The organism is Mesorhizobium sp. M0862, from assembly GCF_040319795.1.
In the GTDB taxonomy this organism is placed as follows: domain Bacteria; phylum Pseudomonadota; class Alphaproteobacteria; order Rhizobiales; family Rhizobiaceae; genus Mesorhizobium.
The window spans coordinates 14,516-34,105 of the sequence record NZ_JAMYOJ010000016.1; the positions used below are offsets into that span (position 1 = coordinate 14,516).

Below are 19,590 nucleotides of genomic sequence, written 5' to 3' on the forward strand. Positions count from 1 at the left end.
TCTGCTTGAATACCTCTGAAACCTGGCCGTGGAGCGCCTCCCATTTTGGAAGATCCCTTCGCCCCCCTACGGCAACGTTTCCTGGCCCGCTGCGCCGCTCAACTAGCGGAGTTGAAGGCGGCGCGTCACACAGTCCTTTTGAAGGGCTCCAACGACTCGCTGATTGGGACGGCGCACTCGCTCGCTGGAGCCGCGGGAACCTTCGGGTTTGCGGAGGTCAGCGTGCAGGCATCGGCACTGGAAACATCGCTGATCGAGCAGGCGGATGACGGAGCCGTGCATGCCGCGATCGATGCGCTTATAACTGAAATCGAGCGGACGCTGCGGTGATGCAACTGGCTGGACTCACTTCTTGGGGCCAGTCAGGCCGGTCCTGGTCATCTCGCCCCAGCTTTGGTCGGCGCTTACCTGCAGCGGAACCTGATGGCCACTACGACCGTTATTCAAAAGGAAAACGAAAGGAGATCGCCATCATGGACTGGAACCGCGTCGAAGGAAATTGGAAGCAATTCAAAGGCAAGGTCAAGGAGCAGTGGGGCAAGCTCACTGATGATGATCTCGACCGCATAGCCGGCAACCGCGATCAGCTCGAAGGTACGATCCAGGAGCGCTACGGCATTGAGAAGGATCGCGTGCGGCGAGACGTCGACGACTGGTATGGCCGACAAGACTCGTAGGATACGACAGTTGAGCCTGTTCAAATAAAGGGCGCGTCACGAACCGCGCCCTTTTCGCGTTTTTGGCATCCGTGCGCCGTTCGGCTCGGCCTTGAACAAGCGATTTTTGGGAACGTGTCGGCTTCCGGCCGCGTTGATCTCCACAATGGAGATTGTAGAAATGTCCATCCACAAACAAGATTATCGAACGAACAAGGCTGACTACCTGATAGCGAAAAGGCCAGATCTGGTTGAGAAGACCAAGCCGAAAAAGAAGACGTTGCGGCGTGACGATCAGCGTTCCGCAAGGTTATTAGAAAGCCCCGCCGCGTTACCCGAGAGGCCGGCCTAACGCCGTTAGAGAAATCGCAGAAGGTCAAGAGGAACATTTTAGCGATACTGAATGTTCGACTGTCTATGGACAGCCGAACCGTACCCTCCGCAGATCAATCTAAAGCAGCACGAGCCCTACTGAACTGGTCGCGTGTGCGACTTGCCGCAAAGGCCAATCTTAGCGAAATGGTGATCAGCGATCTTGAGAACGCATTCAGGAAACCGCGTCCCCACAACCTCGCCGCCATCCGCAAGCCGTTTGAGGATGCCGGAATCGTCTTCACCGTCGAAGGCACTCCATCGCTAGCCCGCTCAGCAGGTGATAGCGGCCTCGCCGCCGATAACACAGTGGCGCCGCTGGGAGAAAAAATCATAAGGGGAAAAGCCCGGGTACACTCTGCAACCCGATCTCTAAAGCGGCCGCTGACAAGGGCGGTTGTTCACTGACTTTGTTCCGACTTCAGTCAGGCGAACCCTCCGGGGAACCCCCCTTGAGATAGCCTCTGCTTCAGGTCGTTGGCATTCAGGATGGCGGCCAGCTCTTCGGCATACTCCATGTCGGGAAGGTCGACAGATGGGTGGCCCGCTACAATAGCCGGCAGCCCGGTGAACACGTCGAACACCGTCCACGTCCCATCCGGTTCCCGCCTTACGCCGTACCGCAGAGTTGCCATGAGGGGATGCTAATGGAAGTCAGGAATATGTTGTACAAAAATGCGAGCGGGCGATCGGACAACGGGCACGCCTTTCCGGAACTTTTGCCGCTGCGACGGGTTAGGCCGGGCATAACCAGAATAGCCGACCTCGGACCGCCCATGCCCGGCAAGGCACATGACCCTGACTGGGAATTCTATGCGCCCCATCTGCGGCCAGCGGGTCGACCGGCGTGACTTCCGCCAGGTCATGGGGCACGAGCAACCGGACCATGAGCCGCTCGAACTGGATCAGTGAGGCAGGAAAAACTGGGCAGCCTTCATTTTTCAGTATCGAACTAGCGTTTGCGCGCCACCGCTTCTAGGCGCATGTTGCCTAGATGAGCTCTATCGATCGGAAGCTGTCGGAATTGAATCACATTCAGGAGGCCTTGACTGAAGAGGCTATAATCCTGCGCTATCTCTCCGAGATTTCGCGCCAAGACGCGAGAGAGATATGCGAAGAGCTCCGCCAAATGGTAGGTCTGGCTCGCAGCAGCAACAAATTCGCGTCCGTCATCACCGGCTCGTGCAAAGGCTAGGTGACGGCGGCCCGCGCCACCCCAGGAAGGAAAGCACGGGCCCGACTGTTGCTGTCTTCCATCTTCCGGGGGCCGAAGATGATGGCGTCATCGGGCAAAAACGTGGCACCACTCCACGCATGACTTGATACTCTTGGGATTCTCATCGGATAATGAGGTCCAATAGAGGCGGCTGATCCGACGGGGGCGAGTTGCCCACCAACGAGCGCCTTATGCCAATACGGGTGGGATCGGATGGCGCCACGATTTATAGCGAAACAACTGTCCTGGCCGACCGAACCGGCGGCTGGCTGGTCCGGGCCGGCATGAACCGGGGCAATGCCCGGCTCAACGGCTACGCTCTCAATGAATTGCAACTGGTCCCGGAAGATCGCGCCGTGGAGGTCGGTTTCGGCGGCGCAGTTTTAGTGCCGCAACTTCTCCGTGAGGCAGCATTCGTTGCGGTGTTGATCGCTCGCAGGATGTCGTGAACGCTGCCTCCCACCGGTTCGCCGATGCAGTGCGCGTCGGACGAGCCGAGTTCCGAACCGGGCTAGTCGAGGACTTGCCCTTGCCGGATAGCACATTCGACAAGGCTCTCAGCGTCCACACAGTGTACTTCTGGCAAAGCCTTAGAGCTGGATCCGCAGAGCTCGCTCGCGTCCTCAAACCAGGCGGTCGCGTCGTGCTTGGCTTCCTCCCGAAGGCGCATATGGACAGGATGAACATGCCGGCCGACATTTTTACACCTCGCGAGCCGGATGAGGTCATTGCTGCCTTGCGAGATGCAGGGTTCAGCGACCCTGAAGTGCGGAGACCGAGCACGGAAACCGCATGGCTCGTTGTGACAGGCATACGAAGATAGGTTTCGGCGCCTAGATACGGAAAGCCCGCCGCCGAAGCCAGCGGGCTTTGTTGCAGGGGTTTGCCTAGGCTCCTCTTGGTTCAACACTGGGTGCCAATTGCGCCGTCACTGCGCTGAGACGCCCACGTTTGGTCAGTACTGGCTTGCTGTATTCTTTCTTCACTGCAGTCCCTCTCTAGCGAATTTCGGCAAAGCGCCTTGGGGCCTAAAGGTTCTCACTCATCGGTGCAGGTTGATGGCGTGCACACAGCCGTTACGGCCGAGAGCTTCTCACGCTTCTTTAATTCAGGCTACTGATAAGTCTTCTTCATGCAGGATCCCCAAGTTTGTCCCTCAACGCGAAAATGCGGTGCGCCGGCCACGATTGTCAACCAGAAACACTGAAGTAGCGGCCGAGCGACGCCAGGGGACCGGCACGCGCGGTCAGGGCGGCTGCGCAGCGTGGATGCTGCAATTGCCTGGCCGGTTGCCATTGCCTGCTAACGAGCGCACACTGCTGCGTCGCCTCGAAAAATCAAAAACAAACAGGCACGAGGCGCTTGGGAGCGATCATCAGGCTTTCGCCCGACCAGGGAGAAGGCCCATGCCCACACCGGCACAGAGCCGGCTCATGTATTTTATGGGCCAACTCGTTCACAACGAGAGCATCGTTTCCAAGCAGGATATTATCGTCGGCTTACTGGATCACGAAGGCAGTCCGAGGGCCGACGCCGACGAATTGCTGGCGAACTTGCATCGATTACTTCAGCAGGCCCGACAGAGCTTGCACGAGGCGCAAGAGATATATCGAGTCAGAAATGCGGAGTAGCGAAAAACCGCTTCATTGTCAGGTTTGAGCAGCCAAATCGCACCGGCTGCGAAAGAGCTTGTGCCTGCGGCAAATCCAAAAAAGTCTGTGTTCGCGGATCACATACAGCCTGGAGCAACATGAGGAACGGCTGGCGGCGCTTTTCGCTGCGCCGCGTCCACCCTACAAAGCGGTGGTATGGGCCAAGGTCTCAGGACCCGTAAATAGCCACCTGTTCTTCGCACGATGTCGGCTTCCAGAAACCGCCTAAAGCGATCCCGATATTGGGCGCAATGGCCATCCGTTCTGATTAAGTCGTCTTGGCCAGCCGTGGTCTTCACTCGACCCCGCATGATGAGGTATGACCAAGAAGGATGTAGACTAAACAGGAATAGACAAGGTGCAGGTGCAAGGAATTGAGAGAAATAGCAGGAACCGAACCAATCCACAGGAATATTTTGTTGGTATTTATGTTGGTAGCAGATGCGGCTAACATTCCCCTAAGTATCTGAAAGCGAAACGGGATTTTCTTCACTTGAATTCCGCCTCTGGGCACCATCTCATATCTTGGCAGTATTTATCCATACTTTTCAGATACTTGTAATGTCAGTTCGATTCCTATTTCGTCTTCCCAACACTTTCTTCAAAACGCGAGTTGCAAAGCTTCGCCCGTCACAATGCGCTGAATTCTCTCGAACCCCGACCCAGGCGCGCTTTGAGCATCTTCTTTCGCCGCTGTGCCTAATCCAATGCAGGGAGCCAAGTTGTTGGTATTTTTGTTGGTGTCTAGCACCCCGTTGGTATCGCCACATCAGTCATATCTCTGACTGACCAGCGACGAAATGCCCGATATCGGCGACTAAGCTGCCGCACGCTCGACCACGCACCGGCGGCCGTGATCCGCTTGGCTCGGCATCGTGTCGATGCCAACAACCTTGTTACGCCATTTCGCGATTTGCCGCAGTGAGCAAGACTAGCAGTCGGCCCACTCACGACATCAACAAATGTCGCTTCGCGAGCACCGTTCATGCCGTACTCGATCGCCACGGCTTGTGAGCCAGGCCCGCAAGAGGAATCGGGTGAACAAGGCCGGGGGCACGCAACTGTTACAAGGCGACGGGGCCTAATGATCCGTGATGCGCCAACTTCAAGGGCAAGTTCAAGCTCGGCAATGGCCGCTACTGTTACCCTTGACGGTCACCGACCAAGGTCTCGCGCTGCATTCTGGCCTGCGAAGTCCTTGAATCGACAAAGGAGCCGCCCGGCCGTCGCAACCAACGAAAACTGGATGTCAGCTCGGGGCCTCTCCGAGTGTGGGGAAAGGCGGTAGCGCCCCCGTTATCACCTTTCCCCACACTCTTTTGACGCCGCCGGAGAAGGCATTACCGCCCAGGAGCGCAGTCAGACGCCCAGCGATGTCGACTTCGATTCCGCCGATCCTTGATGTATCTCGAAACGGCAACGGTCTCGATCAAGTCCCGCGTCACCTCTGCGGATTCGGAATCGCCAGCCACAATGCCTTTGGCTTGGCTGTTCCTCATACGTGCCAACACCGCAAGATGCAGCGCGATCACACCGGCCGTCGCAGGCACGTAAGAGTGGATAATCGTCCTAGTCGGCTTCACCGCAACGGGCGAGCTCATCGTTGTCGATAAGTATGACCACCGATCGCGCTAAGATCTCCCGCTCCTCATCTGGTTGACGATCATCGCTGGCTGGCTGCTTTAGCCAGTCATCCAACGACTCCGTCATTTTATCGTATCCATCGAACTGGAAATTGCTCTTTACTTTCTCGGGGTCGATATCGCCCAGATCGTCAAATTTAGCCTCGGCAGGCGTCGGTTTGATTTCTATCAACTCACGGCCGGCGACACTGAGCTGGCGGATCACTGCCGCCCTCCGGCCCTCGGCAAGATACCAATTGAGACGTTCTTTCGCTTTTTTATCCAAAAGCCTTCCGTCCACGCCCTTGATGTTGAGCCAGGTCTGGCTTGCATAGCCTTCAACCCGAAGGATCAATTTGCGTGTAGCCGCCTTGCCTTTCGACTTGTAGGCGGCCTGGGTCTGGTCCATGCACGTCTTGAACGCGTTTCCGATGCGCTGGATGAGCGTCTCTGGCGGATTGGACAGGGGCGGATCCGACAGCTGATGCAGGCCGAAATAAAAGGCCTCTGCTGTTGTATTGATACCATCTTCGCCATAGATTTCCGGCCGTGTCTTGCCGCTGACGGGCCCCGGAAAGAACGGGAGAACGACAAGGCGCTGCTCGTTATATTCACGGGTCTTTCCGTCAACACCTTGGACCAGTGTAGTAAAGGTCGGCCCTCCGACGCGGACTTCCGGAGCAGCTGTCGGTGGTTGCGTCTCGACGACGACCGGAACAATGACCGGAAATGGAGCGGGGGACGTTACGGTGGTCACCGGCGGGCAGCTTTTGGTGCAGAGAGTGTCAGCACCGATTTTGTCGGCAATCGCATCAAGCCAAGCATGTGCGTTCGCGGCGATTTTCCCGGCCGCGTCCAATGTGGCCTGGTCAGGCTTCACCTCGAGGGCGGCGTCGAAGCTGATGTGTGTCGGCCCAGGTTCCGCGCGCCGTTCAGCGCAGTTGGGAAGCGGAGGCTTTGGTTCGCCCGGTTCGATGAGCAGTACCGCAGATTTTGCGATCTCGGTGACGTGGCTGCCCTCAACGGTCCTTACGAAATAGCTGCCGCCTGTCGCCAGAAGGACACGCCCGCGTTCGAGGACGCATGCGCCCAGATCGGGGGTTTGCGACACGAAGGAGAAGGTTTTGGTCGGCCCCCAGGTTCCAAGCCCCAAGGACAAGACCAACGGAACGGCGACGATCAGCGTTAACGAGCGAAGGTTGCGGTCCCACATGATCTTCTCGTGCGAAGACCATGTGTCCTCACCAAGCTCGCTTGCCAGGATCGAGCGCTCGTCTTTGACGGTCTGATGTGTGTCGATGCCGGCTGGGATTTCTGCGACATTGGTTGGCTTGGACTGATCGTTCGCCTTTTCCTCAAAGTCGCCCCATTTGATCTTTGGAAACTCGAAATGAGGGTTGGTCTTCATCTCGATCGCGGCCGCTTCTGTCCTTGCGCTGATCTCTACCAATCCCGGGGCGAGGTTTGCACCTGACTTCGCCACTTCGCGTATTTCACAGGCGCGCGCATAGAGGGTCTCGCGCAGGTCGTGCATATGATCGTTGCGCGCGTCTCTGCCGAATTTGACCGAAAAACCATACATCAGCGCGGCTGCCCCGAGCATCGCCGCTATCGTCCAGTTTTTCAGCAGAAGATTATTGTCCAGGAAGATCAGGACAAAGGCGATCAAAACAGCGGCTGCCAGCCCGGCGAGGATCGTCCAGAAGCTTGAAAAGACGCCCTGTTTTTCGATGCGCTCAGCATGGCTGCGGGTAGCATCCTTGTAAGCCTTGACCGAGGACTCCGAGGCAAAGTCGTCCTTCATCAGATCGGCGCATTTCTTTTCGTATCCCACGAACTGCCGATAGCGACCAAGAAATCTGTTCGCTTCGATGGCCCGCTTGTGGAACCCCGACAGCGCAACGCCCAGCTCGCTATTCTCCTCGGTCAAGCGCTTGGCGATCGCGTCGAATGGCGCGATCTCTTTCCGGAAATTGGAGATTTTATTTTGTTCATCCAGAATTTCATTTTGAAACGCCGTGCTGAAATCTTCCGATATATCGTTGAATTCGGCTCGCACCCGCTCGAACAGCCTGGTGGCCTCGGCGTGATAGGTGACGATGTCCATCTCCTCCGCGATGCGCGTGGCGCTCGTGAGATCGAGCAGGCGGTTCACTTCTCTCGCGGCATCGGCCTTGGAAATGGTGACTTGGGTAATCGCGTCGAGATCCCGGCCCTTTTCGGCCGTGACCTTTTCCGCTTCTGGTTTGAACACCGAAGGATTGATTCCGGAATAGAACCGGGCGGGCTTCTTTTCATCGTCAGCCAGCTTGTAGGCGGCGGAGATAGCATCATCGCCGAATTTCTCGACCGTTCTTTGAAGCTCGGCAAGAGGCGCTGGCAAGGCGTGCTTTACGGCGTCCCGACGCCTCTCCAGGGTAATGGTCGAGTGACCGGCGCGAGCCAACTCATCGATCTCGTTATTACACGCATCGCGCGCGTCGAGCAGCTGGCCGACGTTTTCGACGAGCTTCGTCAATAGAGTGGCGCGGTCACTCGTCAGATCAGCAATTTCTTTTGCCTTGGCATCGGCAATTTTTTTTGCCTTGTCATCGGCGGAAACATTCGCGACCTGCTTCGCAATCGCAATCGCAATCGCAATCTTGCCATCGCAATCGGCGAGTTCCTTCATCAGCCTGGTCGCGCTGTCGATCAGCGTTTCAGCTGGAGGTCCATTCGGGTGCTTAGCCATTTCTACTTTTCCCCTTTCATTTCATTCTGGATGAAGCCCTTTGCCCGGTTCATGCCGATCAAGAACAGGTCCATCATCTCGATCTCATCCATGACGAAGTTGAGCCAGTTGGTACTGCCGACATTGAGGGTCGCCAGCCGGAACGGATAAGACGGCGGCATGGCCCACTTTTTGTCGTCGTCCTTCTCTTGTTCTCGTCGAGCTTCGAAGCGCTTGCTGGCCTCCCTCAGCTGGTCGATCGCATCGCGATCACGCTGGTTGCGAATCATGAACGCGACCGTGCCGACATCCGTGACAAGGCTGCTCAAGCGTGCGCGGCGCTGATAGGGTTTCGCCAACGTCGTGCTCATCAGCGGCACGGCGACCGTCGGCACGTCCGGCATTGTCAGCCTGAAAGCATCGACCGGGAGGTTTGAAAAAATACCGCCGTCAAGAAACGCAACCTGATCGATGCCGGCAAACTCGTCGTGTTTGTCTTTGTCGACGAGCTCTGCAAGTCTGACCGAGATAAAACTCTCCCACGTCTTCTTGTTGACGTCGAAAAGGGCCGGCTCGAAGAACAGTGGGATCGACATCGAGGCTCGCACCAGGGCGGCGGGCGAGTTGGAATTCGTTTCCACCGACAGATATCTGACGTCGCGGGGGAATTGAAACTTCACGCCGACGGGCGTGCAGGCCGCCATGATCTGAAGCAGGTCCTCTCCAAGTTGTTTGTCGCCAGTTTGCTTGTCGTCGCCAAGCTGCCACGATGCAAACAAGGCCTGTTCTGGACTGGCGGTGGTTGCGTCGCGCAATTGCTTGCCGACATCTCTCAGCGTGTTGAACAATTCGTCGACGGTTCGAAGTCCGTTCTCAGCCAGGACGCCGCGCAGCCAATCTTCGAAGGCATTCCCGGGGTTGAGCCCACGCTTGCGCAGTATCTGGCGCAGCGCTCCAAGCCAGGCCGGCCAAGCCGAAGGAAGCAGGGAGATTCGCTTGAGCAGAAATTGCTTGATGAGCCTGCGCGTGCGAAACGGCCCGTCGATGAACGCGCTCATCGGCATGCCGCCGACGATTTCCACCACCTTTTCATGGGTGGGGTCGAGCAGGTTTTTGCCGCGCACGGCTGCCAAGCCCATCGCCATGATGGCGCCGGCCGAAGCTCCGGCGATACCGGCAAAGCGGACGCCGGCCAATTCAAGGCCGGTGACGAATCCGGCATGCGCAAGGCCGAGAACACCACCGCCCTGCAGGACGATGTTGGCAATGCGATATGGCTCGCCGCTTCCGTCCGGTTTGACGTCGCGAAACAGCCGCAGCTCCCCGGTATCGTTCATGGCTGCCGCCTTCAGCCAAAAGAACTCATCCATTTTGGATTTGGACGGGTGCTTATCGTCCGGCTTTTTGGCCTCGGCGATGATCTCGCCTTTCAGCTTCAGGAAGTCAGGATTATTCCAGACATTCAGTGCCATTGTTCTTAGCCCCACCCCTCGCGGCAAAGTCTCCAGGCAGCGTCTTGGGCACGACCCCCACTTCCGATCATGTTTCGGCCGGCGGAGGCCTTGTCTGCCTAAGGCTTCGGCGCCTGTTCCTCAGTTCGCGGTCTTCTTGTACGCAAGATAAGCCGCGTGGCTCAGCCCAAGCAGCGCTACGAAGCCTTGGTCAATCGTTGGGAAGTCCTTGATAAACGGCAACTTGCTGTCGACGATCATCTTGTCGGAGAGTGCCCCTGCATAGATCGAAACCAGCAGGATCGTGAACGCCAACTGCTGTACCTTGCTGACGTCGATCTGCGCGTATCCGGCGGTGGTATCGCCGCGGACGATGTCCATCCAGCGCGCTTCCGGCGCCTCCTCCTTGGACGGCACATTATTGTCGAGCTTGACGGTCTTCGTCAGCGCATCTTCCGCCTTCACCGTGGCCTCGACGCGCTCGACCAGCGCGGCCGTCGGCTTCTTGTCCTTCTTTCGGCTCTCCACCAACACCGGCGCGGTGACGAAGCTGAACGCACCGATGCCCAGCAAAGCCCAAACCTCCGGTGGCACCTTGATGGCGAGCGGCGTGACGTCGCCGAGCGCGGCGTTCGACAGGCCGGCTGTCATCAATGCGGAGACAAGCAACACCGTCCACAAAACGAGCTGGAAGCGTGCAAGGCTGATACGGTTGCGATCGTCGATGAAGATGCCGTCCAGCCGCTGCTTGAACGCATTGCCGACATAGGCAAGCAGTGCCGCAAATGTGACTGCCGTTATCGCCCACGCCCAGACCCGGCCGAAGTCATAGCTGGAATTGCCGCCCAACGCGATGTTGACGAAAAGCGCGACGGCGATGGCGAAGATGAGAACGCCCAGGCCCTTCATGGAGGAATCTCCTTCAGCAATGCGGACGAAAGCCGCGAACAGTCATGATCGAAAGCCAGCGACGACGACTGGCAGGCGGATGGGAGCCGGCGGCGATACGATGCCGCCGGCAGCGCTCATCGAGCGGCATCGACGTCATTGCGCAGTTTTGAAAGCTGCCCGAAGAAGCGATCGCCTGGACAGTCCGTGCTCTTGCACTGACGATGGCCGATGATGTCGGCGGTGCTCATGCCATATTGGTTGCATAGCCAGGCACAGAGCTGGACCAGCGCCGTCCACTGCGCGGCCGGGGGCAGGCCGACCATGTAGGTGCCCTCGTTTTCGATGCCGACGTAGTCGCTGTTGCAGGCATCGCCGGCATGCGCTCCCAGCACGTGCTTCTGGCCGGCGCGGGCTATTTCAAGGCTGCGGTGCCGACCTTCCAGCATGTGCCCGCCGCGGCTGACGGTGAAGTGCTGGCCGGTATCCTTCCAGTTTCGCTGTGGCCCCATGTGAAAGCTCTGGATATTTCGAGCCAGCTGCTTGGCATGCACCAGGGATGTATCAGCGACATTGGCGCTGGCCGTGTGGTGAATGACAATGCCTTTGGGCCGCCTGTTCAGAACCGTTATCGCGCTCTTGGGCGGATGTGCCCCCCAGGACGCGGTATCATGGATCACCGGCGCCGCTGCCAGTTCCAGCATGGATGCGGGCGCCAATTCGAGCCCGGCTGATTCCATCAGCTGCGTCGTGCCGTGGCATCCGCAATCGGGCTTTGCGCCATAGACCTGCCCGATGTAGCTGTCCGCACCGAGCTGGCTCGTTGTTGCTAACTCCCTCAGGGTGTCCAACCCGTCGTCGAGCCATGCCGCTGCCGCCGGATCGGCCACACTCTCCATGGCAAGACCTTCCGTTGCTCCAGCATGGGCACGGTAGGCGTCGAGAGCGACCTGGGCATAGCGTTCGCGGCTCGGGTAGTTTGGCACACCCGCCACCAGATATTTGCGTTCGAAAACCCGGACCGCCCTGACCAGATCCGTTTCCCGCAGCAAGGCGCGACTGGCGTAGTCGTGCGTCGTCGACAGTTCGTGTTTCAGGAAGCCGTAATTGGCCTGGTCGGAATCGATGTCGAGATGTTGCCGGCTGCACCATGCCTCGAAGGCACGCCGTCGAGGACCCGTCCATTGCTCCCAGCCGTAGCCGCCGCGCCCCGCAATCGGATGCACTTCCTGCATCGTGTGGAAGCCATTGCACTCATGGCCGGTATTGCCCAGCACCGCCGCCGTCTGCACGGTGGTGAAGTGGAAGTCGCGTTTCAAGGCATCCATTATCGACGGCGCCTTTTCGATGAAAAGTCGGTAGTTGGCCATCTTCCCCTCCTATCGGCTGCTGTTATGGCCGCGCTTGGATGCGGCTGACCGGCCGGCTGCGGCCGCCGGCGTTGCGACTTCGTGATCGCTTTCAGCGGCAGGCGCCACGACGACCGCGACCGCCGGACTGACAACAGGTTGCGGCTGGGTGGCGACTGCCCGCTCGGCATGAACGAGCCCGCGTCCGTACAGATCGGGCGCGCCGAGCGGCATGGCGGTGGCCTCGAGATGGCGCTGCGCCATGAGCGGGCTGAGGCCCGGATAGCGGGAAAGCAGGATTGCTGCCACGCCGGCAACATGGGGCGTCGCCATGCTCGTGCCGTTCAGCTCACGATAGGTGTTGGCCAGATACGTCGATTCGATCCCGACGCCTGGCGCGGAGAGATCGAGTTGCGAACCGCGATTGCTGAAATTGGCTCTGCGATTCGACTGGTCGGTCGCTGCGACCGCGATGCAGGCATCGTCGAAAGCAGCCGGATATGACACCGCCCCGCCATAATCATTGCCGGCCGCGGCACAGACAATCACCTGGCGCGATCGCGCATAGATGACAGCGCGACGCAGCGAATCCGACGCTTGCCCGCTTCCAAGGCTAAGATTGATCACTTGTGCGCCGTTGTTCGCGGCCCAGGTGATGCCAAGCGCCACTGAATCGCCGCGGGAATAGCCATCCCGCGCCAGAACCTTGACCGCCATCAGACGCGCCTGGGGCGCCACGCCCACGACGCCAAGACCGTTGCTGCGCCTGGCGGCGATTGTTCCGGCAACATGAGTGCCGTGACCGTGATCGTCGGTGTAGGAAATGCTGCCGGGCACGAATGTGGCGCCCCGCACCGGCAAAGCGAGATCGACATGGGGAGAAATGCCGGTGTCGACGACAGCCACGACAACGCCTTGGCCGGCGTAGCCCCTGCGCCAGGCCGCCCGGGCGCCGATCTGGTCGATGCCCCATGGCACGGATTCGCCAGCCAAAGCGGTTTGCAGCGCCGCCTGATGCCGACGGGCATCCAGGCCCGCCATTTCGGAATAGTCATAGCCGTAACCATCACTTTCCGGCTCGGTCTGCAATGTCGTGTCGAACGCCGATATTGCCCGGTAGATGACGACCCGTTCGACGCCTTCCACAGCATCGTCTGATTTCACCGCCTCGCGGATGCCCGCCACCGCTTCGTCCGGCTCGAGGTTTTGCTCCGGATAGACCGAAAGCACGCCCGTGTATGGATTGTAGACCGGCACACCTTCCGGAGGGCCGACATTGGGGTCGAAATCGTCGATGGACAGAAAATGCAGGCCCGATTCCTCGCTGGCGACTGCCATGGTCGGAGCCTTAGCGCTGACCCTGGCGCAGATGCGCCTGACGACGTCTTCAGCGTGCGGGCGAAAATCCGGTTCATGCGCCTCGATTCGCCGAAATGCCTCACGGCGCACTTTGCGTTCCGTACTTTCGAGAGCGGCGACCGTCTCGGCGCCAAGCTGTTGTTCCAGCGGGAACTTCAGCAGAATGTGGATCTGGTCCTGTGCACGGGAAAGTCCTGATCTAGCCATGTCGATTTCCTCCTGGTTTGCAGTTCAGATTCGCCGTTGCCGACGGGTCAAAGCTCATGAGTCCCTCTTGGTTGTCCGGTAGGCGGCTGCAGTCTCGACCTCGACACCCTCGCCGTCGGTCAGTGACTTGGCGGTCGATGAAACGTCTTTGAGATCGGCGTCGGCCGGGACTGGAAGCGTCAGGGTCCATGTCGAATCGTTGAGGACGGGAACGTGTTCGAGCGGCGCGTGGTCGAGTTCCGAAAGAACCTGGTAGGACCGCGCCGTTCCCATCTGTTCCTGCGCATTCGCGATGCCAGGATCGTTCACAAGTTTGCCGACCAGCCCCTCGGCGAGTGCATGGTAGCGGCCAGGCGTCAGGCCCGGCGGCAGCAGCAATGTGATGGAACGAAACTTCTTTGGCATGACGGTTCCTTCTCTTGTCGGTCAAGTGTCGACCGTCCTGCGTGAAACCATCGTGAGTTCGAACGGTCATCGCGGGCCGCCATGTCTCACGGTGAATTCGCACCCGCGGCCGGGCCAAATTGACCAGGGGGGCCGCGGCGGTGGAGTGCGATCGATCCGCCGTTAACCGACGCTGTTCAGCAATCGAACTCCCCGGACGGAGCCGTCCGACACCCCCTGTCGGTCGGACGGCTCCGCTGCAGCGCGATGCAAATGGGAGGAATACTTCGCGCTGGATTGCTACATTCCAAACCGCCGATTACGGCGTTCGACATAGGCAATGTATTCAAGCACGATGGCCTGGATGGCAGCGGCGTTCTTCGAGGTATCGGGGGTCCCTCCGGCCGTGCCGGGCTGGCTGAAAACGCCTCCGGGCGCCGCGCCGATTGCGGCGCTGCCGCCGGTATCGGCGCTGCCGCCATTGACGGTGACGCTGCCGGTGCCGATCGCAACCGCAGGTGTCGATGGCGCGTTGCCGAGGCCGTCGATGGCCGCAATCACCGCAATGGTCACGTCTATGTTCGACAAGACCGTGACATAGTTGTTCTCGGTTATCGCACCGTTCATGTAGGCTTCGCACAGCCGGTAATACCCGTCGCGCAAGATCTGGATTGTCTGGGTGCGGTGTGCCAGCGACCCGGCCGATTCCTGAAAGCCAACCGCGGCGTTCCCACTTACGGTCGAGGCGCCGGACGGCCCCTTACCGCTTGCTGAAAAGACCGCGGCCTGCGCCACCAGCGCGTCGGGGCTGGGTTCGGCACATGTGGTGATCCCCCCGCCGGGCACCTGACGCCGGCCCTGCATCACAAGCCGCTGTTTCGCATCGATGCTGAGCGTCTGGACGCTGCCCAATGACGACCTCGTGTGGATCGTACTGCCGCCGCATCCCACGAGCAGTGTTGCCGCGGCGATCGCCGCCATCCTGCAATAATTATTCATGTCACTTTTTCCCCTTGCCACTTGATTTTGCTAACTTTTTTCATTGCCATCCCGGCATTCATGATTACGCCTCGGACGCGGGGTTGCCTCGAACCAGGCAAGTGCCTTGTTGAGCTGGCCCAGCGTTCCGTCGTCGCAGTGGATCTGGTCGGTCATCTGGTCGCGGGCACGCCCGGTCAGCAGCCAGCCCAGTGGTGAGCGCTCGTCGCCCTTCCCGAAGACCCAGCCACCATTGGACCAGAGCCTCGGCTTCATGCGGAAATGAACGTAGTGGCCGGCATCATCGACAGCACAGGCGAGTTGCTTGGCCGCCAGCAGACCCCGTGACTCTCGGACCATGAGCAGGCCGTCGATCGGCGCCAAGCTATCGCTGGCGAAACGGCCCCACGCCCTTTCGTACCAGGGGCCGAGTTCGCCTCGGGGCGCGGTGAGCCCCATCGCCTTGCCACACAGTTTGAAATCGGGCTCCGAACTGTCGGTGAGGTCCGGATCGCTGCTGATCTGGATGACCGACAATTCGATGTCATCTGACGTTGTGGGTTCCGCTTTCGGCGGCGACTTTATGGCACGCAATAGATCAAGAGCGGTCTGCGCACCGAAGTTTTCGAAATAGCCGCCATCGATGATCCGCGCCTGGACCAGGCCGGCATTGGGCATTGACGGCGGGTAAAGTATGGTTCCGGCCGGGCTGACATAGGTGAACCGTGCGCTGTTCATGGCTGCCGTGCTCAGCCTGATCGGCGCGTGCGCGATGTCGAAATAGTCCAGCGTTTCAGGAAACCGCCCCGTGAGATCGAGATCGCTGGTGACGATCCTAGCGCCGGTTTCGGCATCGGTGCCGTTCAAAAGCAGATGCGGAGGGTGCGCGCGTTGGCCCGACCACAGTGTCAGGAAGCCTCCCTCCAGCTTGGCTCCGCCCTCCTTATAGAAGGCTGCTTCCCAAGCGCTTTCGAGCGCCTCGGCGCGATCTGGAAAGAGGCGGAACGGCAGGAAGCGCTGCGCCAGGTCCGGAAACAGGGTGGCACCCATCGTCGGCCCCAGGAAATCCCGGGACAGAGCCTGATCCATCCTGCAGGCAAATCCTTTGCGTCTGCTATCCGGGCAGACCAGCTTGTCGTTCGCCAGGGGCTCGCTCAGCGCGGTAGCGAAAAGGACGGCGCCAAGACTCCCGCCCGATACGCCGCTGATGGCGAACACGCATTTACGGAATTGTGGCGCATTGTCCTGAAGCGATCCCAGAATGGCCGCCGTCCAGTAGGCGGCGCGTAACCCACCGCCGGCGGTGGCCACCAAAATGAGCCGGCGCTTTTTCAAATCTGTTTCGGACCGACAGTCGTTCGGGCCCAGGCCGCTTCTCCAGTTCAGCAGCGCGGTTTCGATGCTCGGCCTGGCCAGCAACGGCCCTGTCAGCGATCGGACCTCATGGTTGTCATTCCCCGCAAAGAGACTCATCGCGAACGGCAAGGCCAGCATGGTCGTCAGGATCGGAAAGCGGCTGCTATGACAAATCCTGCTGAGAGCGCCGAGGATCGAAGTCGCGATGGCCAGAAAGGCGAATAGGACGACTGGCGCTCCCAGCCACTGTCCCCAGGCCGGAAGGAAGCAGAACACGCACAGCAGCACCACAAACATGGCGAGTGCAAACAGGACGGTGAACCCTTCCCAATCGGGTGCCTGCCCGCTCATCGCCTTTCTCATCCCGGACGATATGGGCTTTTTGGATTCGTCGGCTGCCCGCTCGCTGGTCGCCTTTGTCCCGCCAGCCGAAATGTCCGGCTGAAATTCGTCGGCCGCCCCTCTCCACAACAGTCTCGCGCCAACCGCCACCAGAGTCATATTCACCAGAAGCAGGACACGCAGCGGCCAGGTCACGATGTTGAGCTTGATCGCCGCCGTGACGATGCTCATGGCGTAGACAAGGAAGCAGGCGAAAAGCAGTTGTTGTGGCCATGTCCGATCCATAAAGCCATCAGCCCAGGGATAGGTCACCTCTGCCTCGTTCGAGTTATCTGCCTGGTCCTTGCGATTCTTTCCTGCCTGCTTTTCGCGGGCGTCTTTCGTCTGCTGCCTGCGGACCCCTTTCGCGTTGTCCAGATTGAGGCGAGCCATAAGAGTGCAGGAAAGTGCCCACCAGACGAACGTCAGCTGAACCACAGCGAGCCAGCCAGTCCATCCGAGCCAGCGAGCCCAGGACACATCGGCTATGGGTTCGGCGAGCGCCAGCGTGAGTTCCCGCCCCTGACCGGTCATAAGTAGAACAATTAGTCCGGCCAGCACACTGAAGCTTGCCACGCGGGTCAGGCGGATGATGTCTACGACCGGATTGACCGCGAGCCCAGCTTCCGAAATCCACTTCGTATTCCTGGTCTTCGCCGCATAGAGGCGAGCGACGGGATCCAAGATGCGTCTCAACAACTGGCGGAGCCGTTCCTTGCTTGCCCACAGCCGTTGCCCCCAGTCGCTGGTGGCATTTCCCGTCGGCGACAGTTGGGTCATGACCTGATCCCCCCGGATTGGTTTGAAGCCGAGTGTCGCCAGGCCGCGTGAATTCACCGTGATTTCAGATCGGCTGCCGCCAGCAACCGCGTTTCACGGTGATTTCACGCAAGTGATTTTATTGGTTCTATTATCCGATCAGCCAGCTTGACCGGGGCGGCCGCAGCGACGGGAGGTCCTGAGCTGCGCCAAAGTAGAGTCTGGTAGGAACTACTCGAAGGACGTAAAAAGACGCGCCTCTGTGGAGGTGATGAAGAATAATACAGCTGAATAGCGGATTTCCGCTGCTCCACCTTGCTTGTCGGATAGGTCAATTTATAACTGGTTCGGGGGGAACACAGCCATCTTCTGTCTAGAACAATGATGGCAATCTGTTTGGGGGAAAACGTGAGCGGACATGGGGGACTTGGGGTCGCAAGCTTAGCCAGCTTGGATCGGCGCCGCGCGGCGGACAATAATCTGTTGGTGTCCATGGACATCCAGGTAACCGTGCCTGGCGATACGGCTTTGACGACGATCTTCGTGAGCGCTTCGCCCACGCATTTCAGAAATTTCGGAATGACCATTGGTGATGCACCCGACATCAAGGATGTTTATGTCGGTCTTGGAAAAGCCTGGGATACTCAGGTGATGTTTGCCAAGCTGATGCGGCGGATGAACGAGGTCTATACGTTCAAGGACGGCGTTACATCCCACAGCGATGCGAACGTCAACAAGAATATCCCCGCAGGCTACACCTATCTGGGGCAATTCGCGGCGCATGACATTATCCGCAATTCCGCCTTGCTGACGGACCTAGCTGCGGCGGAGACGAACCGCAAGAACATGCGCGAGAACTCCTTGTTACTCGACGCTCTCTATGGCGATGGTCCGGCCTTCAGCGGTTCCTTATACCAGCTATCGCACCCTGGTGAATTTTTCCGAACCATGTTGCGCACGGGCTCGATTTCCACCCCACCCGCTTCGCCCGAACCGGCCCTTGGGGCTGCCGGAAAGTGTCCTTTTGCCTATCGCGACATTCCGCGATTTCAGCAATCCGACCTGAGCGAAAACACGCCGGTGGACTCCGGGCGACCCGACATTCTCATTCCGGAACAGAGGAATGACGACAACGCCATTGTTGCCCAGGTCACCGCCCTGTTTCATCATCTCCACAACGCGGTTGTGACTGCTTTACGGGCGTTGCCTGACATGCCGACTTACGGCGACCCCGCCCCCAGGGGGCGTCAGCTGTTTACCAATGCCCGCTGGGTAACCTCCTTCCTGTACCGCAGGATCATCAGGGACGATCTGCTGAACAAGCTGGTGATAGGCGCGGTCTGGGATCAATATGTCGCCAACGGCTACAAGCCGCTGGCCGATGCACCCAACTCCGACGGCATTCCTCTGGAGTTCTCGCATGCAGCGTATCGCCTCGGCCATGCCATGGTGCGCACAAACTACACATTCAACGATGACGAACCTGAACATCCTGACCATCAGCCGCAAGGCATCGGAGATATTCTCAAAACCAGCTCCGCCGAACGCCCACACAAATTTCCTTTGGATCTCAGGTGGATCGCTGACTGGTCGAAGTTCTTTAAAATCGCCGGCACCAACCGCCTTCAGTTCAGCCGCCGGATCGGCCCATGCTTCAATGAAAAACTCCTGACCGCCGATCTGTTCCCGAATTCTCCAGTAGGAACTGGGCCTGGCGGGGAAGTTCTTGATGGCGATGACGATGACGAAACCAAGTTCCCCAACAACTTTTGCTCGGGACTCCTGTTCAGCGATCTGATCCGCGGAACAGTCGGTGGCTTGCTCACCTTGGACAGAATCTTGAAAATCCTCCCAACGGACGTTCGAGGCAGCTCTCCTTTGCTTGCCGATGATGCGAGGCGCGCGCAGGTATTGCGAGACTGGCTGACAGCATCGCGCATCAACTTTTCCGAGCCCGAATTGGTCGAGTTGTCAACCAACCCGCCGCTGATCTTTTGGCTGCTCTTCGAGGCGGCCTACGAGGCCGACGGCTGCAGTCTCGGGACACTCGGCTCGATCATCGTCGGCGACGTTTTCCTCGCCAGACTTGCCGCCACTGCAGGCGAAATCGAATTGGATCGCAGGATCGAGGGGAATTTGCTGCAATTGCTCTTCCCGACCGGACTGCCTTCCGACATGGCGGACCTAATTCGTTTCACGGCCAGAACCCTTGGCCTGGAAAATGCAGATCCGTCGTTTGCTTCCAACTAA

At 59.1% G+C, this 19,590-nt stretch carries 16 protein-coding genes and 1 pseudogene; 8 read left to right on the top strand and 9 right to left on the bottom strand.

Going from position 1 to position 19,590, the window contains the following annotated elements; translation table 11 throughout:
* The first annotated feature begins 45 nt into the window (after nt 1-45).
* The 3 genes from NKI15_RS22295 (at nt 46) to NKI15_RS22305 (ending at nt 1,436) form a co-directional block, all read left to right on the top strand.
* Nucleotides 46-330, top strand: a complete 285-nt coding sequence (locus tag NKI15_RS22295; protein ID WP_352841960.1) for an Hpt domain-containing protein — start codon at nt 46-48, stop codon at nt 328-330.
* A gap of 143 nt (nt 331-473) precedes the next feature.
* Complete coding sequence (locus NKI15_RS22300) at nt 474-677, top strand: CsbD family protein (RefSeq protein ID WP_023673385.1); 204 nt, start codon at nt 474-476, stop codon at nt 675-677.
* Nucleotides 678-1,073: 396 nt separating this feature from the next.
* Complete coding sequence (locus tag NKI15_RS22305; protein WP_352886972.1) at nt 1,074-1,436, top strand: helix-turn-helix domain-containing protein; 363 nt, start codon at nt 1,074-1,076, stop codon at nt 1,434-1,436.
* 17 nt (nt 1,437-1,453) lie between these two features.
* On the opposite strand, the gene NKI15_RS22310 is transcribed toward NKI15_RS22305, so the two are convergent.
* A complete protein-coding gene (locus NKI15_RS22310; RefSeq protein WP_352886974.1) occupies nt 1,454-1,612 on the bottom strand; it encodes a hypothetical protein in 159 nt (52 codons plus the stop codon).
* An 802-nt stretch (nt 1,613-2,414) separates the two neighbouring features.
* Between NKI15_RS22310 and NKI15_RS22315 the strand changes: the two genes are divergently transcribed.
* From NKI15_RS22315 to NKI15_RS32000, 4 genes and pseudogenes are all read left to right on the top strand, one after another.
* A complete protein-coding gene (locus tag NKI15_RS22315) occupies nt 2,415-2,693 on the top strand; it encodes a hypothetical protein (protein ID WP_352886978.1) in 279 nt (92 codons plus the stop codon).
* Nucleotides 2,694-2,722: 29 nt separating this feature from the next.
* Nucleotides 2,723-3,067, top strand: coding sequence for a class I SAM-dependent methyltransferase (locus NKI15_RS22320; RefSeq protein WP_352887135.1), 345 nt, complete (start codon nt 2,723-2,725; stop codon nt 3,065-3,067).
* A 583-nt stretch (nt 3,068-3,650) separates the two neighbouring features.
* On the top strand, nt 3,651-3,875 hold the full coding sequence (locus tag NKI15_RS22325; protein ID WP_352886981.1) for a hypothetical protein: 225 nt from the start codon (nt 3,651-3,653) through the stop codon (nt 3,873-3,875).
* A gap of 996 nt (nt 3,876-4,871) precedes the next feature.
* A pseudogene (locus tag NKI15_RS32000) lies at nt 4,872-5,111 on the top strand (IS481 family transposase); the annotation flags it as partial.
* Nucleotides 5,112-5,465: 354 nt separating this feature from the next.
* On the opposite strand, the gene NKI15_RS22330 reads toward NKI15_RS32000, so the two are convergent.
* The 8 genes from NKI15_RS22330 to NKI15_RS22365 all read right to left on the bottom strand — a co-directional run bounded on the left by NKI15_RS22330 (nt 5,466) and on the right by NKI15_RS22365 (nt 17,361).
* A complete protein-coding gene (locus NKI15_RS22330; RefSeq protein ID WP_352886984.1) occupies nt 5,466-8,249 on the bottom strand; it encodes a hypothetical protein in 2,784 nt (927 codons plus the stop codon).
* Nucleotides 8,250-8,251: 2 nt separating this feature from the next.
* On the bottom strand, nt 8,252-9,700 hold the full coding sequence (locus tag NKI15_RS22335; RefSeq protein WP_352886987.1) for a patatin-like phospholipase family protein: 1,449 nt from the start codon (nt 9,698-9,700) through the stop codon (nt 8,252-8,254).
* Nucleotides 9,701-9,820: 120 nt separating this feature from the next.
* The gene (locus NKI15_RS22340; protein ID WP_352886990.1) at nt 9,821-10,588 is read right to left on the bottom strand and encodes a hypothetical protein; all 768 of its coding nucleotides are present in this window, start codon (nt 10,586-10,588) and stop codon (nt 9,821-9,823) included.
* A gap of 116 nt (nt 10,589-10,704) precedes the next feature.
* Nucleotides 10,705-11,937: a phage tail tip lysozyme gene (locus NKI15_RS22345; protein WP_352763741.1), complete on the bottom strand. Its 1,233-nt coding sequence runs from the start codon at nt 11,935-11,937 to the stop codon at nt 10,705-10,707.
* A 9-nt stretch (nt 11,938-11,946) separates the two neighbouring features.
* Complete coding sequence (locus tag NKI15_RS22350; protein ID WP_352886994.1) at nt 11,947-13,482, bottom strand: S8 family peptidase; 1,536 nt, start codon at nt 13,480-13,482, stop codon at nt 11,947-11,949.
* Nucleotides 13,483-13,536: 54 nt separating this feature from the next.
* Nucleotides 13,537-13,887 carry a hypothetical protein gene (locus tag NKI15_RS22355; protein WP_352886996.1) on the bottom strand — a complete coding sequence of 117 codons (351 nt, stop codon included), beginning with the start codon at nt 13,885-13,887 and terminating at the stop codon, nt 13,537-13,539.
* Nucleotides 13,888-14,166: 279 nt separating this feature from the next.
* The gene (locus NKI15_RS22360) at nt 14,167-14,847 is read right to left on the bottom strand and encodes a hypothetical protein (protein ID WP_352886998.1); all 681 of its coding nucleotides are present in this window, start codon (nt 14,845-14,847) and stop codon (nt 14,167-14,169) included.
* Nucleotides 14,848-14,895: 48 nt separating this feature from the next.
* Complete coding sequence (locus tag NKI15_RS22365; protein ID WP_352887001.1) at nt 14,896-17,361, bottom strand: patatin-like phospholipase domain-containing protein; 2,466 nt, start codon at nt 17,359-17,361, stop codon at nt 14,896-14,898.
* Between the two features lie 471 nt (nt 17,362-17,832).
* Here NKI15_RS22365 and NKI15_RS22370 point away from each other — a divergent pair, with 471 nt between their 5' ends.
* Nucleotides 17,833-19,590 carry a peroxidase family protein gene (locus NKI15_RS22370; protein ID WP_352887004.1) on the top strand — a complete coding sequence of 586 codons (1,758 nt, stop codon included), beginning with the start codon at nt 17,833-17,835 and terminating at the stop codon, nt 19,588-19,590.